Origin of the sequence: Bradyrhizobium iriomotense (assembly GCF_030160715.1) — a bacterium.
Taxonomy (GTDB): domain Bacteria; phylum Pseudomonadota; class Alphaproteobacteria; order Rhizobiales; family Xanthobacteraceae; genus Bradyrhizobium; species Bradyrhizobium iriomotense.
In genome coordinates, this window is the sequence record NZ_BSOW01000028.1 from 1 (window position 1) to 25,423 (window position 25,423).

Below are 25,423 nucleotides of genomic sequence, written 5' to 3' on the forward strand. Positions count from 1 at the left end.
CCTTTAACGATCGGGTGCCTCACCTGCGCGCGATCAGATTGGAAACGCTGCGCGGCATCAGATTGGAATACCTGCGCGCGATCATTGGAATCCGCAACCCCATCGACAAAATAGGTTAGCGTGTAGGGCGTCCACTCCACGCCGAAGGTGTGATCGCCGGCCGTGAGGTCGGGGGTATTCGCCCAATAGCCCTGATTTGAGGTGCTCGAAGACACAAACCCCCAATGGGCCTGGTCAGGGTCCCGGCCCAGCGCTTCCAGCGCATCAAGTTCCGTCGCCTGACCGTGCGGATTGATCGGCAGCATCCAGAAGGCCGGCCATGCCCCCTTGGTGTCGGGCAACGTAGCCTTCATCTCGAAGTAGCCGTAGGTCTGAACGAAGCTGTTCTCGGTCGTGATCACGCCCGACGAGAATTGATGGTTGCCGACATAAGCCGCGTCGCTCGATGGAATGGGCGCTGCCGTGATGACAAGATGGCCGTCCTGAATGGAGAACGGATTGAGGCCCAGCGGGCTCGACGCCTTGGTCCCGGGCAGGCCAGTAAAGCTCGGGTCAACGTAGACCTCCTGCTCACCGGAAAGCGTGTAACTTGCCGTTCCGCTCCAGGCGTAGTTTGTTTTCCAGGTCAGGTGTGGATCCTGGCCGGCGGAGAGCGAATTGAAATCGTCGCCAAAGGTCTGGATCAGTCCCGTCGGCGCAGTGACGATATTGATGTTGGCCTTCGTGAAATTCTGAACCTGCGTATTTTCGAGTGTTATCTTCTCGCCGTTCCCGAGTGACAGAACGACATCCGTGCCAACCTGTTGCATCGCAGCCGTGACGTCGGAGAGCGTCTTGAAATTCGCGCCGTTGATCTGGAGAACGTCCCCACCGCCGCCAGTTTGAAAATCCGTGATGATGTCATTGCCATTCCCGGTCCGGATGACAAATGTGTCGCTGCCAGCTCCACCGGTGAGGACATCATTGCCCTTGCCGCCATCGATCATGTTGCTGCCGGCGTTGCCGGCGATGATGTTGTCGAGATCGTTGCCGGTCGCGGGCGCGTGGTAGTTTCCCCCCAGCCTCAGATTCTCGACATTCGGCGCATTGACGAGACTGTAGCCGTCGATCATGCCATCGTAGATGGTATCGATGCCCTGACCGGCGAGCTCGACCACCTTCGTTTCGTGATTGTACATGAAGTACGAGTCGTCGCCGGCGCCGCCGATCAGCGTAACGCCGTCGCCCATCGCCTGCAGCGAGTCGTTGGTCGCGCCGCCGGTGAGTATCCCCCCAGCACCAACCGTGGTCCACGCCGTATTCGGCGATGCGCTGACCGGGAGCGGATTGTCGAGGACGACGTTCGCCGCCACGAGAGACGACAGCGCAACGTTCTGCAACGTGAGCGTCTCGCTCGACGAGAGCGTGACGACAACGTCTGCGCCGGTCTGCTTTGCCGCGGACATGAAGCTTCCAAACGTTGCAAAACCGTAGTCCTGCACGCGCAGCACGTCCCCGCCGGTGCCGCCCTGAAAGTCGCTGATGTTATCGGAGTCATACCCCTTCGAAATAACGAAGAGGTCGCTGCCGGCGCCGCCAGTTAACAGGTCGTTTCCGGTACCGCCAAACAGGATATCGGCGCCGGAAGTTCCGTGGATCGTTAAGGCATAGGTCATGATGGTCGTGTGCTCTTGTGTAACCGGCATAAGCTGTCACATCCGCGGCGATCAGCGCACGCGTGTGTAGCGGGTCGGTGTCCAATGTTGGCGCGAGGCCTCGAGGGCGGCTGGGATGTCGGTGTGAAAATTAGGCAGAAGCCCATTCTCCTGCTGGGTCATTCGAGCTCGCTGCTGGCGGGCGCCCAGCCTTACTACGAGCTCTGTTGCATCGGCGCTGTTGCGTTCCCCAGCAGAGTCGTAGTGATGAGCAACCGCCCCTTCTGGCGCTTGGCGATCAATGAGCAGCAGGTGAAGGCCGACCTCCAAAGAAAGCCCTTGTATGGGGGCTTCCAAGGGATTGATCGTCTCGCAAATGCCCGGCACGGGACCGCGAGGAGGTCGTTCCCGAACTGGGCGTCGGTATCAGATCTAGAAGGGCATTCCCCAACTCTCAGAGCGGCAAATTCGCCGCTACATGGCCTTCCTGGTCCACCCCTGAGTCTACCGGGCCAGGGAGTGCCAGTTTGCGAACATCCGGGTGCTCGATCAGCCTGCCAACGCTCATCGCCAAAACGCGAGGAGCTTGCTTTGCTGACTTTGAACGCCTGATTGTTGATGATCAATTCGGTTCGCTGCAGGACAGACAGAGCTAAACGACTGGCCTCCTTCTCCCAGGACACCATCCAATTCAGCGCGAAACCCACGGCTCGTGTTCATTTTCTATCCTTTAGGAAACGTTAGGCGGGCCAGCTGACGACAAGCTGACTGCCATCGCGCCGATCTTCAAGGCCCTGCGATTTCGCGGTCGGACGAAACGCGGACCGACTTGCTTAGCGACGGACTTGCGCTCTTTCCACCTCGCGAGCGTCTTGTTGATCCGTGGCCCTTGCCAAGCGATCTCAGGTTCTCTTGACAATCCTATATTGCTCGACGGCCTGCCCGTATCGTGGCGGCGCATCCGTGTTGAACTTGTCACCTAACCCATCCTTCAAATCGTGCGATAAGAATGCAGCCGGGGACTAAACACCTAGGTCTCCCTGCCTTCACGCAGATGTGTCCGAGCGTCCAGTCACGACGTGACCTTACGCAATGGCAGGGTGAACTGAAAGGTCACCCCCGGCTCCGGCTTGCGTACGATCGACAGGCGGCCTCCGTGAGTTTCCACGATTGAACGGCAGATCGAAAGACCCATTCCGAGTCCGCTCGATTTGGTGGTGAAGAACGGGTCCAAGACACGGTCCATATCATCCTCAGCCATCCCGATGCCGCCATCGGACACAGCAAGCTGAACGTAACTCGCATCGTCCTTGGATGACCGAATCACCAATTCGCGCGGCCGATCCTCGATTACCTGCATGACCTCGATTCCGTTCATCACCAGGTTGATGATCACTTGCTGCAGTTGAACCCGATCACCGAGGATCGCAGGAAGCGCGGGTGCCAGCTCGGCTCGCAATCCCACGTGCTGACTCTTCAGTTCACTCATCACAAGCGCGATCCCCTCGTTCACGACATCGTTGATATCGAGAGGCTCCATTCGATCTCACCTTTCTTCGCAAGTAGCCGAATGCGGCGGATTACCTCGCTTGCCCGGATTGCATCATTGATGATCCACTCAACCGAGCTGCGCGCGGCGGAAAGATCCGGAGTTACCCGGCTCATCCAACCGAGGCATGCGTCCGCGTTGCTAACAATCGCGGCGAGCGGTTGGTTGATTTCGTGGGCGATCAAGGTCGTCAACTCCCCCAGCGTCGTCACGCGCGTGACATGCGCGAGCTCGGCCTGAGCCTTTCGCAGCTTTTGCTCCACCTGATCTGCGCGGATAGTTGCGGTAATGTCGGTGCTAACACCCGATAGCCGAGAAATTTGCCGTCCAGATCAATATGCGAGAAGAATCCCGAGCCTCCGGCCCAGCGCCGACTACCGCGACCGGCTCTGGGAGACCCGCGTCGGCACCGTCGAACTGCGCATTCCCACGCTGCGCAAGGGCTCCTACTTCCCGGGGCTTTCTGGCGCCGCGCCGCATGGCCGAGAAGGCGCTCACCGCCGTGGTACAGGAAGCCTATGTGCACAACGGCTCGACGCGTTCGGTCGACAATCGGGTGCAGGCAATGGAAATGAGCGGCATCTCCAAGAGCCATGTGAGCCGGCTATGCGGCGAGATCGACGACAAGGCGAAGGCCTTTCTGGACCGGCCGATCGATGCGGCTGGCCGTATCTGTTGATCGACGTCACCTACGTGACGGTACGCCAATCGGCCGCGGTTTCCGCTGCTTACAGGCATTACTCCTGTCCCTGACGATGGCGCATCAATCAGAACTGGAATGAACCCTTACGGGACTTAGAAAGCTGCATGCCCAAACACATAATGCCCCCAGCACAAGGCACACGAGGCGCTCGCCGAAGATGCCAAGCTTAGGCAGCCTAGCGTTCAAGTCCTGGTCGCGATCTATGTCGTTCCGCATCAAACGCAATCGTGAGTCTGGCTTAGGCGAGCCAAGTCCTCGGATTGATGAGGAAGAAAAAAGGGCCGCTTGATTGACAAGCGGCCCAAGTCTAGGGAGGAAACGCCCAAGGAGGGCACGATAGCAAGGCGCTACCGCACTGCGATAATACGCGACCGCACTGCACACGCAAGTACTTTCGTCAGCCGGCCGCCCATCGAGAGCCGACGGCGGCCATGATGTGGCGATTCCCTGGTTGCGCTTAGGCAGAGAAAACACTTTTTGCTCTTGGAAGAGAATTAGAGCCCGTTCTGGAAATCTGCACAGGACGCCAAAGGGAGTTTCAGTCCGATAACGGCAATGAGCTATATCAAGCGGCGTGTTTAACTTGACCCGTTTTGTGTTCGACACCAGAGAGCCATATTGCCGCGGATTACGGTGATGCCGTTGGCATCTTCGTGCGTGACGGCAATCGAATCTCTCCGCCCGACTTTCCGCGCCGAACCAAATGTCGACAATGCGACGCGTCGTGCGCGCAGACTCAAACCTTCTGCGTTCGGCACGGCGCTTGCTTCTGTAGTCCTGGCATCTCCGATGAGGCGGAACGGTGATGTCTAGGGAGCGGACCTGCTCTCCCGGGTCCGCTCCCGCCGTACTTCGGTGAGACACGATGAAGCCGCAGCTGCCTTTGCTGCAACAGCATTTGCTCGCACGCAGCATCGACGTTCTGGCCGATGTATGGACGCGAAGAGTGCACGTGCCAAATCTCAGCGTTTTGCTTCCGAATTGCGTGTGGTTCCGATGCAGTCGGGATCGACGAACGCGAACAGCGCGATGTCGGGATTGAGACAAATTTCCCCATTTGAGGCGCTCACCTAAAACGAGGCAATTGAAGAACCTCCAATTTTCAAGCGGCACGCTACTTGCTTCATCCGTACCGCCGTCACCCGACGCCAGCTTCACGGCGCTCGGCTGAAAAACCGGAAAGCGCAGCGGAGTGTATAATGAGATCTGGAGTTCGTTCTTGCGGAGCCACAATGATTGCGCCGCTCGCAAGCTGCGCAGCCAATTCGGTGGGCTTTGGGCCAGTATTGAAGCTGCCGCCGCCCACTCTGTGGAGCTGGCCAGAAGATATATTGGCGCGTAGGTCGGGTTACTGCCGCATGTGGCTTCAGTAAGACCTGTTTGCCAATATGGCAACGTCGCCGACCACCGCGTCTTCCTGACAAGTAATTTTGGTCGACAAGATGAGGTCAGGGCGCAGTGCGCGTCTTTAAGTGCGACCCTGATGCGAAGCAGCAACTACCACCCGGACCTCACTCCGTAATAACCGACATTCCGATCGAGCCCGACGCGGCGCCGGCGACGAACAACGAGTTGCGGCCAATCGCACTGCACGGAAGCTAGTCCAGTGATTCGCAACCTCCAACGCTAAGGCCTGAACGCGGCTGAGGGGACAACGCTGCCCTCTCCTTAATCTGAGTGATCTGCAATGATATCGCGCGAGGAACTCGGGAACGGGCACGTGTGCTTTGGGCACGACGGCAAATCGGCCGCACGCAGAAGACTTTGCAAGTTGCAAGGTGACGTCGAACAAGCGATCGAAACGGACGAGCTGTCTCCGGCCTCAGCGCTTTCTCGACATTCTTGAGAGTTGCATACCCCGCTGTGAGGCGCTGCTGCGCGGGAACGATCCGCCGCCTGTTCAAACCGTACTCTCAAGGCACATGCCAAACTGCTCTTTCGAAGGAAAAGGCTGATGGGAAGTCGTTACATGTATATCGGGATGGTTGCGCTGGCCAGTCAGCAATATCTGGCGATCGCGTTCATCTATTCGGCCATTCCTGTGATCCTTCGGGGCAATGGCGCCAGCCTGGAACTGGTTGGCTTGTACAGCACGGTATTCTTTGCCTTCACCGTCAACTTTCTTTGGGCCCCCGTCGTGGATCGATGGAGCCTCAACCGTCTCGGGCTGAGGCGTTCATGGATCCTATTGACCCAAGTCGCCACGACCGCTGTGCTTGCAGCGATGGCATTTTTGAATCCGAAGACCGATTTCGTGGCGATTTTTCTAGTTTCTCTGGCGCTTGCGACCGTCGCCGCCACACAGCGGATCGCAACGTTGGGCTACATAGCGGAAGCCCTCGATTCCAGCCAGCGTTCGCTCGGCGCTGCGCTGCTGGGCTGGGGCCGGGTCATCGGCCACGTGATCGGTGGCGCGGTCTGCCTCCCAATTGATCGAGATTGTCGGTTGGCGCCCGGCTTTGCTGGGTTTAGCAGTGCTGCTGGCCGTTTTTGCTGGATGGGTGTTTGCAATAGCTGAACCGCTCCTTTGCAAAGACAGATGGGGCTCGCCGCGCCTGTCTATCTTCGCGATCTTACGTAACAACGGCCTGTGGACGACGGCCGCATTGATCGCGCCCGGCGTTATCGGGGTCGCTGTGGCGTTCGCAACGATGCAGCTGCGGCTCGTTGATCTCGGCTTTGCCGCGGCAGACATCGGATGGATCGGAGCGCTCTCGAACGTCGTGACGTATACTATCATCGCACCGCTGACCAGCGCGATCCTGGCCCGAATGGCGCCGCAGCGAGGCTTGATCTGGGGCTGCGCAGTCCTGGCCATCGGATTTGGAGCGCTCGCGATTATCGATCGCTATATCGGCGTTCGCGTGAGCGCCGTCGGAAGCGTTGGGTTCGTATTCGCGGCACTCGCAGTCCAGCATGTCACATTCACGAATTGGTTTCTCGGACTCGCCCGGCCAGGCAAGGCGGGGACCGATGTCACGTTCCTGACTTCGGTAATGTCGGCATTCGCACTGGTAGGCTTCGCGCCGAGTGGGTTTATCGCGGCGAGATTGGGCTATGGGGTCACGCTGATAGTGCCGGGCCTCGGCTATGCTCTTTCAGCTGTGCTCGCTGCGACATTCCTCCGCCAATCTGACACCGCAGCGCCCGAGGAGGAACTGATGATCGAGCGCACTAACTAGCCAACCAGACGCCTTTACAATTCCCATATGTGGAACGACCCCGCGGTCAAGGGTCGCCGTTGCCTGAATAACCTTTGGGGTTGGGTGCGCCCATATGTCCGGCCTCTAATTGTGCGGACAAAAGCCGCCGGCCTTGATGACGTTCGCGATAGTACCGGCGTCAAATCAGGCAGGTTCTAAGCTGGCGAGGGAAGCCGGCAGGCATGGCGACATCACTTTCGCGAGGCGGGGGTGGTCGCCGCCGTTGACGGCGGCATGCGACACACTTTCGCGCGGGCACGCCAAGTTCTATCCGCTAGGTGACGCAAGCGCGCAGCACTAAGCCTTCTGGACAAAAAACAGTCACACATAGTTTGGCGGATGTTTTCCGTCCTTCAGCGTTTCTATGCTGGGTCGGACCTTTTGGATCACCGGCCAGCGACCGTCAACCCCCTACTCCCTGTAGTTGATGAGGTCGGCAACATGATCTTGAACCCCTCGACAACATCCAAGTCGAGTCTATCGAGTGATAAGGGTTTTCCATCGAGATCATTTCGCTACGCTCCGGCCCGCTCAGCTTGTCGCCGTCCACGGTCGCTCGTTCGAGTGGCTGGACATCCGCACCGAAACAGTCGCCCAGCTGCGCGATCCGGTGACACTCGAACGAGCGTGGGTGCCCCTGGCCGCGATCACCGTTCCGGCGGAGCCAGAATGGGCACCGACGCATCCCGCAGTCGCGGAAGCCGATCGTCCACTTTGTAATTTTTTCCGTCGCTTCGTTCGTCGTAAAAAATCAGTCTCTCGCCAAAGCGGACTATCCTGAACGCCGCGAAACCAATCGCTCAACCAATTAGCCTCACGGCATAATCAGCCAACTTCACAATGTCGTCGATCGACCAGCTCCGGATTCACCCGCATATCGGACGGCAACCCGCAAAATAGCCCCGGCTATCTCAGACGCCGGGGCATCAACTCTTGCCGAATGTCAGGAGGTCGATCTTGTTGCCCTGCGGATCGAAATGCAATTTCACATCGGTTAGTCTCTATTCAGCCGTACCCTTTGTGTGGTGATACTTAGCAATTCCATTCTGTTGGGGGGACTTCTGTACCGATTTGCGAGGCTTCTGAAGAATTCACCCACATCCGCCGGTTCAATGGTAAATTCTCCATAGTTTGGGTCGAAGAGCGTCACTATTTCATCCGATGCTGACGTCGCAACTAAGTGATGCTCCTGTCGCCCATCGCGCTCGAAAGCCAAGCTGAGCAAATACACCCTCCCATCGGACACGATCTTGTCCTTCAATTCCGAGAATTGCTCAGTATTGCCGAAGGCGTACGTGATACCTTCGTTGGATGGAAAAAAGCCCGCGTCCGTCAACACGGTTGCCCGTGCCCTAAAATTGGCCTCAGAGCGTTCTACATCGTCCTCTCGTAACGATCTGAAAATATCTTCATACCGTTGTTGAGACCTGGCGGCTGATCGGTGCCCGTTCGATCCGGGTGACAGCGCAGCCATTCGTGAACTTGGGCTTTGCGCGAGATTGGGAAGCCATCCAGCCACGAGCCCAACGCAAATGTTTTGGACATTCGCATCGCGCAATTCAGCAGTCCTGTATTGAAACACAGAGGTGCTCATCCTTGCAGGGGAGGATGTACTGTTGGCCAGATTACTGGCGCAGCACCCCATTCCTTCGGGCAGATCCCCAGGCGGCAGATTCCTGTACCGTGCAAGATCGGTAAGTTGTTTATCGAAGCCGTCGCTGTCGAACGAATTGTTCAATTCGTGATGCTGGCCCGGAAGAGTTGATGATTGGCTGATTCGATTGTGCATCTCGATTTTCGCCTTGCATGAAGGTTGCGCCGGCCTATCGCGAAGAATGATAGGCAGCAAAGCTGACGGCGAGCTGACGGTGGCAGTTCCTACGAACTTCGGGGATATGACCGGGGCCTAGGCGAGCTGACTAACAACCGCATCATTAGATTCGAGCCACAGCTGTATCACTCCACCGTTTCTTTCCAAGAAAACTGCGGTGGAGCATTGTATGGCGCGGCAGCTAGTCCTTCTGCGTCACAAACGGTTATCTGCGTAGTGGTCGAACTTGATCGCACGACAAGGACATCTCGACACCGTTCAGACGAGCCCACCGGCCGTTTGCGCCGCACTCGATGCGTCCGCCAGGTTTTACCTGATGCCACTCATGATCCTCAGACAGCCGCCATGCCTCATCGGCGTGGTAGTCCTGCCGAGCGATTGACGGGACTACGCATTCGCTCTTTCCGTCTTTCCTATTTTTTGCGGAGTTTCCGGCTCCTCGCAAACTAGAGGATTAGCAACTTCCATCGTCATGGCGTTGCTGAATCGGCGATGTGGCGGCCGCTGATGTCCGAACGTCTGAATCACCTTATTTCATTAAAGAGAGGTTCGTCTGACGGCCACCCGACCACCTAACGGTAACGCCAAATCGTGACGTTGCGACGATCACCCCAATTGGGAGGGCTTCTGCACGACTCCAACAGACGTAATCTCCATTCTTCAGGCGCCTCGCCTGTTTCCCCGTCATCGCATCGCCTCTTACCGAGATTAGAGATGGCAGGTTAAGGCGTCCTTTTGAAATCTATACGCAGGGATAGTCGCACCCCGCCGCGGCCTGGCAATGAGGTTCTCTAGCTGGGCGCCTCATAACTGTGTGCCTCATGGAGGTCCGTCGTGGGCTTTCGAGCGATGCGTGAATCCCGACCGGACCGTCTGCCTCAAGCGCGGGATGGGCGGACCACGGTAGCTAAACCGAGTCCGCCCCCGCACATCACCGGGCCGGGGGGCGTTAGCTGGTGACGATGCCGTAAGCCAGGCAGAGTGTGCCGTATCGAAAGCTATCGATTTCCGAGCGCACTTTTTCTGGCGGAGCACAACGTCGTCTTGGCGAAATCGTTCCCAAGCTGCCGACTAATACCGCATTGGTTGCTCACGCTTTGTCCCCCTTCCGCAGATGAATCGTAACCGACCGCAGACGTGTAGCTCGTCCCGCCATTGGGGCGTTCTGGACAACGATGGCAGCCGCGCGCGGGCATCCGACGAATTGAGACGTCTGCGGATACGCATTCTTTATGACCCGTCAGCTTCCCGAAAGCTGGTTCTGCGAAAATGAAATGCGAAACAATCTATGCTCAATCAGAATAGAATGAACGTCGACCCACGGAACACCACAGACTTCATTGAAGCCTACAATCTCCCGCGCCAGCGGCATCAGCCGGGCGAGGTGAGCGGAAAAAGCAGCTCAGCGGCCCTCGCGTCACCGGATCAGGCGAGCTTTGAGTTGCACCTAAGCGAGTTGCGGCCAAGCCACCGAACATCTGATTCAGTTGCCGTTTCGGTACATTCCAAGAGTAACTCGTCCTCGATCGTGACGGCTGGCAATCAGAAAGCACGCAAGATTCCCGCAAGCGAACGATGTACAGCTTTGTCCTTTGTCAGGGGGCGCGCCGAACTTGCCGCATCGTTGGCTGGAGGGAACGTTAATGAGCTCAGACGCGAGATCAGGCTAGCTGAGGAGCAAGTGTCGCTCTGGCCAAATACGACCGGATCTTCCGTCGTCAGTGTTGATAGTGGCAGGGTTTTCAACGACGTCCTGGCATCGTCGTATCTACAGCTACAGCGTTTTCAGAACAAGCCCGGCCATTGCAAGCCGCGCATAGACGGCGATGTGAATGCCATGGCGCATGTACGTTCAATAGCGAATTTACGTCGGGACGCTTGCCCGCATATTTCTGAGGCGTTCTGCGACGAAGACATCGATGAGATCGATATGGCGCGTATGGCTGCAATGCACACGCAAGGTCATGCCAACTGTTCGTCTTTCGTGTCATTGGCCCAGAACCCCTCGCGACTGCTCGTTTCGGAGGACGACGGTCGAAAGGGCGCGAAGGCAATCGCAAGGAAGGCTAAAGAGTTGCACACTTACACTGTACCGAGTGTTGCCGCCTGGCCGACTAAAAAAATCGAGGATGTTCTAGCGCGCGGGAAGGATCTCGGAGATCCGAAACTGCGAAAGTGGCTGAGCGGAACACCGACCAAGGAGACCGAGGTTTTGTTTCTGGGCAGCAATCTGGATCACTATCGGACCGCCAGCGAACCAAATCCTTACAGGCCGAGAGCAAGTGAATAGATAATCACCCGTTCTGTAATCGTGGACGCACGTCCGCCTGTTACTTGCCTAACGACCACTGATGGGTTGTGCAGATCACAAAAACGATGCTCAATGTGCGATCACGACTTCGAGGCATGCCTTGCGGGAAAACTCGTTCGGGCCCGATCGTTGATCCTTCTGACAGGAGAATAGTTATGGGCAGCTGCATTTCACGACTGAGCGCGCGGCACGAGACCTCTCAGGATGATGGACAACACGCTCAGGAAGCCGAATTTGCTGGTCACCTGACTTCTGTGCGATCGCGTCCAACTCGATCCAGTCCCGAATGGCAGCACCCGCCCGGACCATCTCGCGAGGCCGATGGCGGAACCACTTCGCATTGTATTCCAGCCCGCGTTGACGAGAAGCTTGAGTTACTTGGGCAAACACTTGAGCGTGCCAGCCAGGCGGGAATTTCGTCCGGTCTAGTGGAATACGGTCAGCAGGTAGCTCGCTATCTGTCTGCCAACAAGCAACCCGACCACGAATTGTTGTCCTTCGATCTCGCCAATCTTGATCGCCTTGCAGACAGTTATAACGGGCGCTACCCGGACCTCAATCTTAAGTACATGGACTCGCCCGCCAAGCTTCTAGAGGCGCTGGCGGACCGGTCGTCGGATAGTGCATGGCGCGCTGTCGTGCGGCTGGCAGAAGGCGAATCGCACCATTTTGCTGCTGACGTTCGAACCCGCGCCGGAGCGCCGCCAACAGTTATTGTGATGGAGGCGACCGACCTTTACAGATTCGTGCCCCAGTACACCAAGTTGCGACGGCAAACGATAGGGCAGCTAGGAACGGAGCCGAAATGGGCCTTTATCGGGGTTGGCGCGCAGAAATCTGCCGCCGATTGCGTGATGTTCGGTATGCAACTTGCGCTGGCGGCACATCAAAAAACACCCACCTTCGATGACTGGCATGACAATCTTCATCAGCGTGGAACGATTGCCGACGAGGGAAATGATTCCAACAACTACCTTCCCTCACCCGACGCAATTCTGGAATTTGCCGGGATAAACCTCTTCCACGGAGAACAGTTTCTCCCAGCCCTGTTCTACAAGCACGCCCATTCCGGCGGAGTAATCGATGAGCTCGCAAGCTACCAACCCAGTATCAAGGACGAAGATGTGAGCACCAGCAGCCGCGATCCCAAATCAGAGACGCTGGCCGGACGGCATGATGCCTTTAAGGTCCAGCGTGACTCCCTCCGATACAGCGCATCTATCGAGGCGTCGAGGGCAACCAAGATCCGGACGGCACTGGACAGGATGTTATCCGACTGATCCGATCTGTCATGTCAGTTTGAGCTAAAGGCCGCTCGGACGAAATTGGCGTTGCTGAGCTGGACGCTCTGAATGTTTGATGGTGCTGTCCTTCGACATGGGCGCCCAGCCTCAGCATATCAGATGTTGCACAATCACGAAAGCAGCAGCGTTGCAATGTGCATGCGGGACCGGCTGACGGCGCGTGGTGGTCGGAGATCGAAGTGGTCGGCCGTTTAGCCGGGGGCCGGGGACAACGCGCTGGCGTCGAACGCATAGGAGCGGAGGTTTGCCTTGGTAAGGCTGAGCGATATTCTTGTAAAACTAATGGGTCATGAGGATTTCTTCGCCGCACTCAATCGTGAGCTTTTTCGTCAAGAGCGAGCAGGTGCGAAAATCCGGACATTTGGCAGATTAGCGCTACATCCGCGCGAATGGCCACCCGGCCTCATGACTGCGGTCGAGTGCAAACAGGTGAGAGGCGCCTCTGTTTAAGGGCGCGCTTCACAGCATGAGGCCCCGGTCTGCGAGTATCTGGTGCGTTAGCGTGCCCTTGATCTCGCGGGTGATTTCTTTGAGGATTTGGGCTCCGATTTCCCGCTCGGCATCGGCGTCGCCGGTCAGTTGATGTTCGGCGAGCCGTTGTGCCAAGCGGCCTTGAAACTCACCGCCCATCGCATCGGCGAGCCGCCTCTGCGTCGCTGCATGGGCTTCGGGTGCGATACGGCTCACCACCGTTTCCCAGGGTTGCCAGCGGGTTGCCAGATAGTCGGTGAATCCCGCCGATTCTTGGTTTCGCACCGACGTCTCGGCCGCGGCAATGTCGTGCTCCGTGACGTGGGCGACGCCGTAAAACCGCATGTTCGGGGCGATGTGCCGCAGTTGCAGCGGCTCGCGCAGCTTGACCTGATAGGCGAGATAAACCTCAATCTCATCGACGAAGCGGAGCGAACGAACCTTCTCGCGCGCAATCCCCTCCAACGCGTCCAAGCGGAACATGACGCGGCCCTGTTGGAGGAGCTCGTCGAGCCGCTCGTCATAGGCTCCGCCCTCGACATCAGCGTTCAGACGTGCGGTCTGCATGCTGTTCCAGGTCAAAATGATGCGATCCTCGCAAGTCTCGCTCGCTCCGATGGCCAGCTGGAAGTATTGCTCGCGCAATCGCGGCCTCGTCGTGGCCTGCCGCAGACCGTCTGCCACCGCTTGCCGGAACGCGGCATTACCATAGTTCACGGTGTCCGGCAGCCGCAACCTGTCGAGAAAGCGTGAGTATTCCTGGGCACCCGGTTCAGCGGCGAAGCCCTGCCACGCGGCCACCACCGCCGGCTCGTCCTTAAGCCAGTCCGCGACTGCCTCTGCGAGGGGCCGCGCCTGACTTTGCTCCGCTCCGCCGCCCATCGAGAAGAAGACCTGCGGGCCGGCATAGCCCTCGACATTCATGGCCGCCGCCAGGTTGGTCCGCACCCGCTCGGGCAGCGGGTTCTCATCCAGATCAATGGTGCACTCTGAGCCGAGCTGCGTCAGCAGGGTTTCAGGCAGGCTGGTCAGCTCGTTGTGATCGGCGTAGAGCGTCACGAGTCCAGTCGGGAGGGTGTTAGGCAAACTGGTCAGCTCGTTACCGCCGATGTTGAGCCAATTGAGCTCGCTTGGGAGGGCTTCGGGCAGCGTGGTCAACCGGTTGCGGCCGGCGTCGAGTTGCCGGATTCCAGCCGGGAGGGTCTGGGGCAAACTGGTCAGCCGGTTGCCGCGGGCGTTGAGCTGCTGAAGCGTCGCCGGAAGGATATCGGGCAGACTGTCCAGCTGATTGTCGTCGACGTTCAGGTGCCGAAGTCCGGCCGGGAGGCTAGGCAGGGTGCTCAGCTGGTTGCCGCTAGCGTCGAGACTTTGAAGTGTTGCCGGAAGGGTATCGGGCAGGCTGGTCAGCTGATTGTTATCGATGTTCAGGCGTCGGAGTCCGGCCGGGAGCGCGGCGGACAGGGTGGTCAGGGACAGCGATGAAAGATCCAGCGACGGCGGCAGATCGACATTGACCACCGCCTCGCACAAAGCTCTCGTTCGTCTTCCCGCCTCTTGCCGATCCTCGTGTTCGCCCTGCCCCTCTTCGGCAGCCCAGCCTTCCAAGAGCCCGTCCAGTGACATCTCTCTGGCGGCGGGGGCCTCGGGGTTCGTTGGATTGCCGGTAGGGCCGGCGGTGGAGGCCCGCGCTCTGGTCAAGGCTCCGACCCACTCCGTTGTGGCGCGGGCGAGACCGCATAGGCAACCTTGCCGATGAGCTCGCTCGGAAGCTTCGGGAGTAATGCCAGTGCCACGCTGGGCCTGCCCTGTGTCCATTAATGCCGCCTCTTAGGTCGCCAAAGCGAATTTGCTTCTCGAAGCCGCCAGCTGTCACCGCGGATGGCGACCGCCGACAAATGACGAACAATGTCGCAGGCAATCAAAGACCAACGTTTGCTACCCCGACCGCCGAACACGCTGCCGAATTCGCCCGCCGAGCAGTTGCAGCCAGGCTTTGTACGTCTGTACGGAATCTGGGCCGTCCAATCGCTTGATATTGCTAAAGGGATCCATCCCGTTCTCCCCTGCCAGAAAGATCAAGCGGGACCTGTCAGTCTCAATGGGCACATTCTGACGCTAAGGAGCTTAGCTGTCGATCAGCTGACGGGTCTCGGAAGAATTCCTTGGGAGAACATCCTTTGCGTTCTCCCTTCGATGTCAGGGGGCGCGCGACGCTCCAGCCGCACCCCCTACTCTTGCTCGGCGAGCAGATTGGCCGGTGCAGCAGCACATCTGCCGACGACTCCGTCAAGTCAACGAATTGGAGCGACCGATGAGACAGCCGACCGGCATGCCGACCGCCCGGGCCCCTCTTTGTCGCCGCCATCGCTTCCCACCGGAAGTGGTCAGCTGTGCTTGAGCAGGATCGAGGAAATGCTGGCGGCGCGTTGCATTGGCTTGACCGATGAGACCATGCGCCGCTCGGGACGGGGGTTCTGTAAGGCGTTCGCCGATCGGATCCGTCAGCGCGCGCTCCAGCTCGCGGTGACAGATGGCATCTGAACGAAATCGTTATCTCGATGGCGGGTGAACAAGATTCGCTCTGTCGCGCTATCGACCACAATGGCTTCGCTCTCGACGTCTTGATCTAACACCGAAGAGACTCGCGCGCTGCGCAGCGGCTCAAGAAGAAGCTCTTGAATCCGCCGGCACGCCGCCGGGCGTGATGATCACGGATAAGCTCCGTTCGCATGTCGCTACGAGGGCGGCCCTCTAGGGAACCGCCGCTTCGTACACCGATAGCCTTAGCCTGCGCTCCTTAGAGTGATTGCCTGATCAGGAGCTCAATGACGCTGCAAAATCGTATCCGACCACGCTCGGCATTGTAGAGCGCGCACAAGAAACCTACCGGTCATTGTTGCCGTCAGAAGCACCGCCGGCCTGCGAAAATCCCGGGCGATGGGACAGCTGACGATCGCGAGCTCGGAGACATCGAACGCTTGCTCCCTGACCATCGGTCGCTCAGTGCAGACCTCGAAGAGTTCTGGTCAACGGTCGATCCGAAGACCGCTGACATCGAGGATCGGATTGCCGAATGGCGACATCATTGGAATTGGCGTCGCCCGCATGCCGCCCTCGGTGGCGGCACGCCTGTCGATCGCGTCTGCGAACTGGCGAACGTCACCCCGTTCACAGACGAGGTGGAATCCCGGTTCGATCCTGCAAAAGAGCGGATTAGGATCCCGGATTTTCGCTTTGATCAGACGTTCGCTCCGCTGAAATGATGTGACCAGACCCTACAGATAGATCAATCTGGTCGTACGCCGCCGCGAGCCACTCCACCAGCGCTCGTCTCTCCAGCCGTAGCAGCGGGTCGGGATCCAAATTGACGTTGTAGAACAGCACTGGATTGAAATGGATCTCGTTAGTGAGATCCATCAGAAAAAGGCTACTCTGGAAGCGCCGCCCGCTGGGCACGCCCGATGGACGTGATGCGCAGCGGCGTCTCGACACTCGGCTGTGCGCTGTCGGAAGCTTCCGACCATAATCATCCAGGTGCTCGCGACATCGCCGATCGCATGATGGCTTCCCTCGGCTCCGTGCTGCTTTACTGGCATCATTTCGATTTCGCCCAGAACGGTCGCTGCGTCGATGTCGAGACCGACGATAACACGATTGGCGGGCACTTTCTGCATCTCCTGCAGGGGCGCACGCCGTCAGCCTCTCATGTCCGCGCCATGCACAACTCGCTCAATCTCTATGCCGAGCACGAATTCAACGCATCGACATTCACGGCCCGCTCGATTGCCGGCACGGGCGCGGACATGTATTCGGCCATCCCCCGCGCTATCGGCGCGTTGCGCGGACCAAAGCATGGCGGCGTCAACGAGGTCGCCTTCGAGGTGCAGAAACGGTATGGTGATGTCGACGAGGCCGACGCCGATATTCGCCGCCGCATCGCTGCCAAGCAGGTCGTCATGGAGTTCGGCCATCCCGGCTATACAATCGCCTATCCCCGCAACGAGGTGATCAAGGAGGTCGCGCGTCGACTATCGCGCGAAGCCGGATCGATAACGAGGCTGGCGGCCGGCGCGTCCCGATGTCCGGATCCTCACAAATCAGTCCCCCAGCAACACGACGAGCAAATCCTTCGCGTCGACTTGTGTCCCTTGACTGACCGGGATTTCCGTCGCCACGTGGAAGCTGCCTTGGCGAATCTCAAGCGTACGAGCGAGAGCGGAGCGAGATGTTGTCCTGATCCGCTCGTTCAGGCGAGCCCACGGTCTAGAGTCCGGGAGAGCCGCTCCAGCCAGCTCCATTACCCCAAGCCGGGATGAGCCAGTCGGTCCTGGAGGGACCGCCGATTGGCGACGAGGTTGTCAAGATGCAGCGGCTCGTGCTCTGGCCGCTCTCCTTGGGCCAATCGTCGAACCAGCGCCCGCGTGCCGTCCACCACGAAGACGCCGCAATCATAACCGTTCCGCTGCAGGGCCATGCTGGGTGACTCCAGGCGGGCACGCAGCCGTCGTGCGAGCTGCGCTGCCGCCTCGTGGTTGTGTCCCCTGACAGAGTCGTAGTGATAGGCAACCGGCTCTCCTCGCGTGCGGCGGTCAAGCAGCAGCAGCGACCAATGCGTGCCGAGGCGATTAGGATCCATAGCGTCGCTCACTGGCAGGAACAGGAAGTCGGCGGTATCATTACCATTCGGATCGTAGACGATGCGCTGGAATGCGAGGCGCCTGACGGCGTCGGCGCCGAAGCGCAGTTGATAGTGTGCTATCAGGGGATCCACGAACTGCGTCAGGGCGGCGAGTTCCGGACGGTCCCGCTGCAACTCCTGCGCCAGGAGCTCGTAATCCCTGTGGATGTGCTCGTCACCCAGCCATTCCTCGGCGCCGAGCTCTAGGCCGTTGCGGCCGTGGGAGGAGGCTGTCGGATCCAAAGCCCCGATCTGAGCATTGGCGGATGTGCGCGGGACAGGCGCATAACTAGCACCATCACGCAGCTCTTGCGGCGTCGGCGCATCCAGATCAACAAAAGGCTCAAGACCAGCGTGGGTATCCGAGCGAACCCTGGCAGGATGCGTTGGCGCAAAGTGAGCATCGTCGCGCAATTCGGATGGTGTCGGCGCATTCAGATCGACAAAAGACTCTAAGCCGCTGTAGGTGTCTGAGCGAAGCTTGGCAGGATGCGCTGGCGCAAAGTGAGCATCGTCGCGCAATTCGGACGGCGTCGGCGCATTTAGATCAACAAAAGACTCTAGGCCGCTATAGGTGTCTGAGCGAAGCTTGGCAGGATGCGCCGGCGTAAAGTGAGCATCGTCGCGCAATTCGGACGGCGTCGGCGCATTTAGATCAACAAAAGACTCTAGGCCGCTATAGGTGTCTGAGCGAGCCTTGGCAGGATGCGCCGGCGTAAAGTGAGCATCGTCGCGCAATTCGGACGGCGTCGGCGCATCCAGATCAACAAAAGGCTCAAGACCAGCGTAGGTATCCGAGCGAACCCTGGCAGGATGCGCTGGCGCAAAGTGAGCATCGTCGCGCAATTCGGATGGTGTCGGCGCATTCAGATCGACAAAAGACTCTAAGCCGCTGTAGGTGTCTGAGCGAAGCTTGGCAGGATGCGCTGGCGCAAAGTGAGCATCGTCGCGCAATTCGGACGGCGTCGGCGCATTCAGATCAATAGATGGCTCAAACCTGCCCTTAGCATTTGACGCGGGCCTGGATGGTGATGCTGGTTCTTGCAGCTGTTCCCCCAACCAAATCCAAGCTCCCGCGCTCGGGCTGGCTGGCGTTGAGGGAAGACCTTGCGCCGAGTCGGAAAGCCGATCGTCCTGCGCGGCCGGCGAGCTCGGCTGCTCAGGGCCTGGCACCCCCAGCTCTCGGTTCGCCTCGATGAGTTTTAAGTAGCTGCGAAGATGCGACAAATCGGGACCGTGTACTCTGCCTCCAGTCCGTTCGAATGCTACCACGTCATTGTCGAGCGATAACTGCTCCTTGCTCGAGCCGTTTAGTCGCCCGATGATGCTCCCTTTGCGATTCGCGCTAAGCCACGCACTCAGCGCACGAAGACGTGTCGCCCGCTTTTGCGCAGACTGCCTCAGCTTCGCAGTCGGGGCTGTAAGATCTTTCAGAGCTTGGCTCAGCGCGCCCTCGATGAGGGGCGCATCTTCTGGATGAGGAACGTGGCGACGGGGGCCACCGAGGACGCGGACGTCGGGTGCTTCGACTTCTTCACCCCCACGTAGCAGCTGTCGGAGAACGTCCAGAGCCGATCTAATGCGGTTCTGGGGGTCACGGCCCAAGCGCTTGTAGGCCGCAATTTCCTTGTCCAGCGATGAACCGTCTCGCAGCCGAGAAGCTAAAGGGCTCCCATGACTTGCGTTGAACCAGCGAACAAAAGTCCGAAGCCCGGAAACACTGTTGTTGATGGACCCTTCAGCGAGCTTGCGGCGCTCGGCGTATACACGAAACTTCGCCAAGAGCTCCGCGTCTTCGGCCGGAAGCTGCTCGCCGATTAGTTCGTCCGGCGACGGCATCGGAGCTTGCCTCTGCGATGGTGACGGCGCCAGTTGGGATGGGGTCTGCATCTGCCGCCGCTCCACGGCGACGCCTTGCGGGTTGCTTACCGTCTTCTGCCTCTTCGCTGATCTTAACTCCCCTATATCATGCTCATCCCTAATGAGAATCTGCTCGCCTGGCACGAGGGGGTTCCTGTGACGTTGATCCGTTAGTTCGTGGTCAGGGTGGCGCTGGTTCAAGGGACGAAGGGACTCTGCAGGATCCAGGCCATGCGTCGGTGGAAGCCAATGGTCGTCGCTGGGCAAGTTAAAGTCAGGAAAGGGACCTCCGGCATCCGCTGTCTGTTGATGGTGCGCGATAGTTTCGAGAGACGGCGAGGAGCTGCGCCCGTCCATGGTCTCCAAAAGCAGATCCTGCTGGTTTGCAGGCAGAGTCTCCGGCCAGCTAATAGCTCCGTTCGACCCGCTGTGCTGCGCAGTCGCGGCCGGGGTCCGCCTCGGCTCGGTGCGAACCGCGTCTTCGAAATCGGGAACGGGGCGGATATGACGCTGGAGTTCGATCGCTCTAGCAGCCGCCGGCGACCTGAGGAGATGAGCCAGTGCGGCCCCAGCTTTTCTGCGGCCAAGGGGGTCCGCCTCCTTATACCGGCTGATATCTTCATCCAGCGAGTCGTGGCCAAGTCGAGCAGCAATGCCGGGCTTATCGTTTTCACGGAGGTGATCACTGAGATCGGTAAGAATAGTCGCATAGCTCCTGGCGGTGTTGGCGGTGCCTGGCGCTGCTTCTTCCTTGTACCTTTTGATGAGATCCGCATCCTGGGGATAGGGATTCAGCTCAACCCGACCTGCAATCGGCGCGATGCCGCCCGGCGATTGGGACGCTCTAAGATAATCCAGTGGCGTACCGATGGCCTCCCCCTCCAGCTCGCCGAACTCCTGGGCATCCTTGTCCAGCGACTTGTCGTAAAGCCGGGCAGCAATGCCCGGCTTGTCGTTCTTTACGAGCCACTGCCCCAATCTGAGAATGCAACGGACATTGCGCCTGACGGTGCGCTCGGACGCTCCAGCCTTGATGAGTGCCGGCTTCAGTTCCTCAATTAGAGACGCATCTTCGGAATGAACAGGATCCAGGCTGCTACCTGCGAAAATCAAACTTGCATGGCCGGGCGGCAGCGCCGACGCATTTAGCATCGCCACACCGCCTCCAATATGCGGCTCTAGTGTGTCTTCTGGCCCGCTCCCTTGTCGCATCATGGGCTGAGCCTCCGATGGCGATGCACCCAGTTGATGGGTGGGCGGCCGCATCAGCACGCGACCGCCTGAATTGTCGATCTCGCTCAGCTGCTGCTCAAAGGCCGCCGCATCTGCGGACGGAGCCGGTAAGTCCTCTTGCGCGTTCGCGCTGCTCGATTGTTCAAGCACCCAGTTGGTTGATGGGACTTTCATTCGTTCTCAGTTTCGGAATATAGGCCAACTTGAAGCCTCAGGTGCGTTGTGATTTGCCACGGACCGGCACGAACCTCATCGTTGGACGCTGAACAGCTTCTGCAATCGCCTCAACGTCAAAAAATCGTTCTTCTTGCCTTCAGGAATGGCCGCACGAACTTCGCCGACATCAGGTGCGCATCGTGACCAAGCGGGATCAGGTCGCGGGCGAGGTGGTGGCTTTCGCAAGAGGCTCCCTCCGGCGTCAAGTGCCGAACCGGCTCACGGGGGATCGATATTCGCAAGTTGAGGGCGAGGGCAGTATCCGCAAGCGCTGCTTGCGCAGCGCCCTCACACCGTATCCGCAATGCAATCCACTGAAAAAAACTCTGCGATACCCATTTTTAGCGCCCAGAACCCGGAAACTGTGCTCCGGAAGCCTCCGCACCGGAACCCGGCGGCAGGCTTCGATCGTTTCGCCGTCGAGACATCGCCGCACCGGCGGACTTGATTTCTATGGAAACACCTATATATAGCTAGCCTGTCTAGCTAGGAGCGCTCAAAAATGGAATGGCCACTGCAGGACGCCAAGAATCAGTTCTCCAAGGTGGTGCAGAAGGCCCGCCGCGAAGGTCCGCAGGTCGTCACCCTGCGCGGGATGCGCGCCGCTGTGGTGCTGTCGGCCGCCGATTACGATGCGCTACGCTCTGGCCGGCCGACCTTGGTTGACGACCTGCTAGCCGGGCCGGGCTGGGATGACGAACTGGCCGAGACCGTGACGCAGCGCGCCAAGACTCCCAGCCGTGACGTCGCCTTCTGATGTATCTCATTGATACCAATGTTGTTTCCGAGGCTCGGCGCGGCTCTACCCAAGCAACCGGCTGGTTGCGCTCGGTCAACCCGGCCAGCGTTCACCTGAGCACCCTCACGCTCGGCGAGATCATGCGCGGCATTGCACTCAAGCAGAAGTCCGACCCGAAGGCGGCCGGCCATCTTGCCGAATGGTTGCGCAAGCTGCGCCACGACCACGCCGACCGCATCTTGGCGGTGACCGACCAGATCTCCGTGGAGTGGGGTCGGATCGCCGCGATCCGGCCGCGCGGCGATATCGATGGGCTGATCGCCGCCACGGCGATCGTCCACGACCTCATCCTTGTCACCCGCAATGTGGGGGATTTCGAGGATACGGGCGTAACGGTCATCAATCCCTGGGAGGCGTCGGCATAAGCCGCAGTCCAGGATGTCGCAAAGACTGTCCAAGAGACTGGGCAATCGCAGCCATCCTGTATGGGTAGAATGTTGACAAATAGGAACCAAGGAACCGACTCGATGGCGCTGAGCATCAAAGATCCCGAGACCGAAAAGCTCGCGCGCACGTTGGCCGAGCGCACCGGCGAGACCATCACCGTCGCGACCCGGCGGGCGATCGAGGATAGGCTGCGACGGGTCGGCGCCGACGCGACCAAGGCGGCGCTGATTGAGGATATGGAAGCCATTCGGCGCCGCCTCGCTGCCCTCCCCATCCTTGATCCGCGCAGCATGGATGACATCCTCGGGTACGACGAAAATGGCTTGCCGGTCTGATGGTGATCGACTCATCCGCCATTCTGGCGATCTTTTTGAATGAGCCGGAGGCCAGCGACTTCGAGCACCGCATCGCCGCCGATCCTATCCGCTTGATCTCGGCAGCAACGATCTTGGAGGCGGGAATAGGGATCGAGTCGAAGTTGGGCGATCGGGGCGGCGCCGAGCTTGATCTCTGGCTACACAAGGTTGGTGTCGAGATTGTTCCGGTCACGGCCGGGCGCGTGGATCAGGCACGGCGGGCGTGGCGGCGGTATGGGAAAGGCCAGCATCCCGCCAAGCTGAACTTTGGCGATTGCTTTTCTTACGCTCTCGCTGCCCTTACCGAAGAACCCCTGCTGTTCAAGGGCAACGACTTCTCACAGACCGACATCAAGGCGGCCTGACGATGAACATTCTCTCTTCCGGTAGCCCCACGCTGCCAGCTCATCTGGAACAGCTTGCCGATCGGGCCCGCGGCTATGTCGAGGCCGCGAGTTCAGCCAACACCCGCCGCGCCTACGGATCGGACTAGAAGCATTTTGCCGGCTGGTGCCGCCGCCAGGGCCTCGAGGTCCTGCCGCCCTCCCCGCAAACGGTCGGGCTCTACATCACATTTCCATCGAGATCATTTCGCTACACTCCGGCCCGCTCAGCTTGTCGCCGTCCACGGTCGCCGGTTCGAGTGGCTGGACATCCGCACCGAGACAGTCGCCCACTGCGCGATCCGGTGACGCTTGAACGAGCGTGGGTGCCCCCTGGCCGCGATCACCGTTCCGGCGCAGCCAGAATGGGCGTCGACGCATCCCGCAGTCGCGGAGGCCGATCGTCCACTTTGTAATTTTTTCCGTCGCTTCGTCCGTCGTAAAAAACCAGCTTCTCGCGCCAAAGCGGACTATCCTGAACGCCACACAGCCAATCGCACATCCAATTAGCTTCACCGCGTAATCAGCCAGCTTCACAATGTCGTAGATTGCGCCGCTCCGGATTCAACCACATCTCGGACGGCACCCCGCAAAATAGCGCCGGCTATCTTAGACGCAGGGGCATCAACTCTTGCCGAATGTCAGCCGGCCCGTCTTATTGCCCTGTGGCTCGAAATGCAATTTCGCATCGGCAAGTCCTTACTGAGACCGCACCCTTTGTGTGGTGATACTTAGCAATTCCATTCTGTTGGGGGGACTTCTGTACCGATTTGCGAGGCTTCTGAAGAACTCACCCACATCCGCCGGCTCAATGGTAAATTCTCCGTAGTTTGGGTCGAAGAGCGTCACTATTTCATCCGATGCTGACGTCGCAACTAAGTGATGCTCCTGTCGCCCATCGCGCTCGAAAGCCAAGCTGAGCAAATACACCCTCCCATCGGACACGATCTTGTCCTTCAATTCCGAGAATTGCTCAGTATCGCCGAAGGCGTACGTGATACCTTCGTTGGATGGAAAAAAGCCTGCGTCCGTCAACACGGTTGCCCGTGCCCTAAAATTGGCCTCAGAGCGTTCTACATCGTCCTCTCGCAACGATCTAAAGATATCTTCATACCGCTGTTGCGACGTGGCCGCTGATAGGATGGGCACGCGCTTCGCGTTCCATCTGCGACTATCCACGCGCCGGATTTCTTGTTGATCGCGTCGCGAACCGACCGGCGCAGGATCGGCAAGCCGGACTTCATGTCTTGCATTTTGTGGAGTAACAGCTTCGCATGAATTACATGAAAGTTGATATCATCCGGCATCGCCGCGACAGCCCCTTCCCTGAAAGGACCGTCGTCCAATCCTCGGCCTTCATACCCTGCGGCAAGTTGGCGACGATCGGCTCGGTCAACGCGCGCTTACGCGTTATCTGGCGCGTGGGGCGTTTGCCTTCGGCGATCCGCTGCGTATCACCTGGTGCCAAACGCTCCGGTGCCCGGGGCGCATGGTCCATCCGCGCGTCACTCAACTCTGCGCTTCATGGCGATCAACCCAGGCCACAATGTCTCTGCCCATTGGGTCTCTGCCCATTGGGAGAAGTTCAATCGTCCGGTCGAGGGCAACGGCGAATCGCCGCAGGCAGAAGGATAGGCCAATAGCGATCGCCGTTGCCCGGTCGCCCTTTCTCGGCCGGAAAGTATGGCCGAAAAAGTCAGATGAATAGATCGGTGGAAGGTATACCGGTGGTATGTATGACTGAGAAATAATTCTCAGGGTGATGCTGAACGTCGGCAGCATTCACATTGGAGAGCGTGATCGAATTACCCTCTCCGAGGTCGACGACCGTCGTATTCGTGCCAGCCGACTCGGCGCGATTGGCAAGATCGGCAACATTATGAATACCAGTGTGATTGATCCCATCCTCGATATGCAGTTTATCTCCCACTGCGAAGTCCATCACGGCATCCTTGCCGTTCCCACTCGTGAACATGAAGTTGTCGTTGCCCTGATTGCCGAACAGAACATCGTTGCCCTGATCGCCGAACAGATAGTCGTCGCCCGCACCACCGGAGATCGTGTCGTCTCCCCGATTGCCTTCCAGATCATCAGCGCCCGCACCACCGGAAATCCGGTCGTTCCCGCCCAGGCCCTGGATAAAGTCCCTGTCGGGCGTCCCAACCAAGTGATCGTCGGAGTTTGTGCCGCGGATTACAGCCATGTCGTTCTCCTGTGTTGTGCCTGCTATGCGAGCGGTCACGCAAGCGATCACGCTCTGGCTACGAAACATAATCATCGAAGCTGACGAAAGCCTGATTGCACACTCAGCCAAAACGGATGCGATGGGGTCGTCTAATTGCCGAGCGTTGTGAAAGTTGTTTTCAATTACCCTCTGGCTCAACACTGCGATCGGTACTGTCACGTTGATGAGCCGTCGGGTGGGTGGATGCGAGACTTCGCAGCGCTTGTTCAAGTCATAACAACGGCCTTGAGGTTTGACTCAGATTGCGGAGTCCCAGATCG

General features: G+C 58.9%; 13 protein-coding genes and 7 pseudogenes. 13 read left to right on the forward strand and 7 right to left on the reverse strand.

The features are described from left to right. Positions 1 to 1,685, reverse strand: a 1,685-nt coding sequence (locus tag QQL28_RS32260; RefSeq protein ID WP_284272046.1) for a family 16 glycosylhydrolase, incomplete at its 3' end; no start/stop codon positions are given. Between the two features lie 1,021 nt (positions 1,686 to 2,706). Beyond that, a pseudogene (locus tag QQL28_RS32265) lies at positions 2,707 to 3,589 on the reverse strand (sensor histidine kinase); the annotation flags it as partial. Between QQL28_RS32265 and QQL28_RS32270 the strand changes: the two are divergent. From QQL28_RS32270 to QQL28_RS32280, 3 genes and pseudogenes are all read left to right on the forward strand, one after another. Continuing rightward, positions 3,559 to 3,903: pseudogene (locus QQL28_RS32270) on the forward strand (transposase); the annotation flags it as partial. The pseudogenes QQL28_RS32265 and QQL28_RS32270 sit on opposite strands and share 31 nt — an antisense overlap. A gap of 1,904 nt (positions 3,904 to 5,807) precedes the next feature. Further along, a pseudogene (locus QQL28_RS32275) lies at positions 5,808 to 6,404 on the forward strand (MFS transporter); the annotation flags it as partial. Next, positions 6,361 to 7,068 carry an MFS transporter gene (locus QQL28_RS32280; protein ID WP_284272048.1) on the forward strand — a complete coding sequence of 236 codons (708 nt, stop codon included), beginning with the start codon at positions 6,361 to 6,363 and terminating at the stop codon, positions 7,066 to 7,068. The pseudogene QQL28_RS32275 and the gene QQL28_RS32280, both read left to right, overlap by 44 nt. A 1,015-nt stretch (positions 7,069 to 8,083) precedes the next feature. Here the strand turns inward: QQL28_RS32280 and QQL28_RS32285 are convergent. Further along, the gene (locus tag QQL28_RS32285; protein ID WP_284272051.1) at positions 8,084 to 8,878 is read right to left on the reverse strand and encodes a YopT-type cysteine protease domain-containing protein; all 795 of its coding nucleotides are present in this window, start codon (positions 8,876 to 8,878) and stop codon (positions 8,084 to 8,086) included. A 1,330-nt stretch (positions 8,879 to 10,208) separates the two neighbouring features. On the opposite strand from QQL28_RS32285, the gene QQL28_RS32290 reads away from it, so the two are divergent. Together QQL28_RS32290 and QQL28_RS32295 are read left to right on the forward strand one after the other, a co-directional pair. After that, on the forward strand, positions 10,209 to 11,210 hold the full coding sequence (locus QQL28_RS32290; RefSeq protein WP_284272053.1) for a hypothetical protein: 1,002 nt from the start codon (positions 10,209 to 10,211) through the stop codon (positions 11,208 to 11,210). A 176-nt stretch (positions 11,211 to 11,386) separates the two neighbouring features. Beyond that, a complete protein-coding gene (locus QQL28_RS32295) occupies positions 11,387 to 12,511 on the forward strand; it encodes a YopJ family acetyltransferase (protein ID WP_284272054.1) in 1,125 nt (374 codons plus the stop codon). 483 nt (positions 12,512 to 12,994) lie between these two features. Here QQL28_RS32295 and QQL28_RS32300 read toward each other — a convergent pair whose 3' ends face one another. Then, complete coding sequence (locus QQL28_RS32300) at positions 12,995 to 14,821, reverse strand: NEL-type E3 ubiquitin ligase domain-containing protein (RefSeq protein ID WP_284272056.1); 1,827 nt, start codon at positions 14,819 to 14,821, stop codon at positions 12,995 to 12,997. A gap of 514 nt (positions 14,822 to 15,335) precedes the next feature. Between QQL28_RS32300 and QQL28_RS32305 the strand changes: the two are divergent. The 3 pseudogenes from QQL28_RS32305 to QQL28_RS32315 all read left to right on the forward strand — a co-directional run. After that, positions 15,336 to 15,758 (forward strand): annotated as a pseudogene (locus QQL28_RS32305) (DDE-type integrase/transposase/recombinase); the annotation flags it as partial. Positions 15,759 to 15,999: 241 nt separating this feature from the next. Next, positions 16,000 to 16,269: pseudogene (locus QQL28_RS32310) on the forward strand (integrase core domain-containing protein); the annotation flags it as partial. Positions 16,270 to 16,458: 189 nt separating this feature from the next. Then, positions 16,459 to 17,058: pseudogene (locus QQL28_RS32315) on the forward strand (citrate/2-methylcitrate synthase); the annotation flags it as partial. 245 nt (positions 17,059 to 17,303) lie between these two features. On the opposite strand, the gene QQL28_RS32320 reads toward QQL28_RS32315, so the two are convergent. Continuing rightward, positions 17,304 to 20,951, reverse strand: a complete 3,648-nt coding sequence (locus QQL28_RS32320) for a Ulp1 family isopeptidase (protein ID WP_284272058.1) — start codon at positions 20,949 to 20,951, stop codon at positions 17,304 to 17,306. Positions 20,952 to 21,495: 544 nt separating this feature from the next. Between QQL28_RS32320 and QQL28_RS32330 the strand changes: the two genes are divergently transcribed. The 5 genes and pseudogenes from QQL28_RS32330 to QQL28_RS32350 form a co-directional block, all read left to right on the forward strand. Beyond that, positions 21,496 to 21,750 carry a type II toxin-antitoxin system Phd/YefM family antitoxin gene (locus tag QQL28_RS32330; RefSeq protein ID WP_284272059.1) on the forward strand — a complete coding sequence of 85 codons (255 nt, stop codon included), beginning with the start codon at positions 21,496 to 21,498 and terminating at the stop codon, positions 21,748 to 21,750. Further along, on the forward strand, positions 21,750 to 22,157 hold the full coding sequence (locus tag QQL28_RS32335; RefSeq protein WP_284272060.1) for a type II toxin-antitoxin system VapC family toxin: 408 nt from the start codon (positions 21,750 to 21,752) through the stop codon (positions 22,155 to 22,157). Before QQL28_RS32330 ends, QQL28_RS32335 begins: the two co-directional genes overlap by 1 nt. Before the next feature lie 102 nt (positions 22,158 to 22,259). Further along, on the forward strand, positions 22,260 to 22,514 hold the full coding sequence (locus QQL28_RS32340) for a type II toxin-antitoxin system VapB family antitoxin (protein ID WP_284272061.1): 255 nt from the start codon (positions 22,260 to 22,262) through the stop codon (positions 22,512 to 22,514). Next, positions 22,514 to 22,900 (forward strand): type II toxin-antitoxin system VapC family toxin, encoded by a 387-nt coding sequence (locus QQL28_RS32345; protein WP_284272063.1) that lies wholly within the window; start codon positions 22,514 to 22,516, stop codon positions 22,898 to 22,900. Before QQL28_RS32340 ends, QQL28_RS32345 begins: the two co-directional genes overlap by 1 nt. 2 nt (positions 22,901 to 22,902) lie before the next feature. Then, positions 22,903 to 23,109: pseudogene (locus QQL28_RS32350) on the forward strand (integrase); the annotation flags it as partial. 508 nt (positions 23,110 to 23,617) lie between these two features. Here the strand turns inward: QQL28_RS32350 and QQL28_RS46260 are convergent. Both QQL28_RS46260 and QQL28_RS32355 read right to left on the reverse strand, forming a co-directional pair. After that, positions 23,618 to 24,097, reverse strand: a complete 480-nt coding sequence (locus QQL28_RS46260; protein WP_431309679.1) for a YopT-type cysteine protease domain-containing protein — start codon at positions 24,095 to 24,097, stop codon at positions 23,618 to 23,620. A 517-nt stretch (positions 24,098 to 24,614) separates the two neighbouring features. Then, positions 24,615 to 25,121 carry a calcium-binding protein gene (locus tag QQL28_RS32355; protein WP_284272065.1) on the reverse strand — a complete coding sequence of 169 codons (507 nt, stop codon included), beginning with the start codon at positions 25,119 to 25,121 and terminating at the stop codon, positions 24,615 to 24,617. Positions 25,122 to 25,423 lie beyond the last annotated feature (302 nt).

What these genes read in the sequence shown, in the direction of transcription:
- QQL28_RS32285 (WP_284272051.1), bottom strand. Translation starts at nt 8,878, where the DNA reads ATGCACAATCGAATCAGCCAATCATCAACTCTTCCGGGCCAGCATCAC.
- QQL28_RS32290 (WP_284272053.1), top strand. Translation starts at nt 10,209, where the DNA reads ATGCTCAATCAGAATAGAATGAACGTCGACCCACGGAACACCACAGAC.
- QQL28_RS32295 (WP_284272054.1), top strand. Translation starts at nt 11,387, where the DNA reads ATGGGCAGCTGCATTTCACGACTGAGCGCGCGGCACGAGACCTCTCAG.
- QQL28_RS32300 (WP_284272056.1), bottom strand. Translation starts at nt 14,821, where the DNA reads ATGGACACAGGGCAGGCCCAGCGTGGCACTGGCATTACTCCCGAAGCT.
- QQL28_RS32320 (WP_284272058.1), bottom strand. Translation starts at nt 20,951, where the DNA reads ATGAAAGTCCCATCAACCAACTGGGTGCTTGAACAATCGAGCAGCGCG.
- QQL28_RS32330 (WP_284272059.1), top strand. Translation starts at nt 21,496, where the DNA reads ATGGAATGGCCACTGCAGGACGCCAAGAATCAGTTCTCCAAGGTGGTG.
- QQL28_RS32335 (WP_284272060.1), top strand. Translation starts at nt 21,750, where the DNA reads ATGTATCTCATTGATACCAATGTTGTTTCCGAGGCTCGGCGCGGCTCT.
- QQL28_RS32340 (WP_284272061.1), top strand. Translation starts at nt 22,260, where the DNA reads ATGGCGCTGAGCATCAAAGATCCCGAGACCGAAAAGCTCGCGCGCACG.
- QQL28_RS32345 (WP_284272063.1), top strand. Translation starts at nt 22,514, where the DNA reads ATGGTGATCGACTCATCCGCCATTCTGGCGATCTTTTTGAATGAGCCG.
- QQL28_RS32355 (WP_284272065.1), bottom strand. Translation starts at nt 25,121, where the DNA reads ATGGCTGTAATCCGCGGCACAAACTCCGACGATCACTTGGTTGGGACG.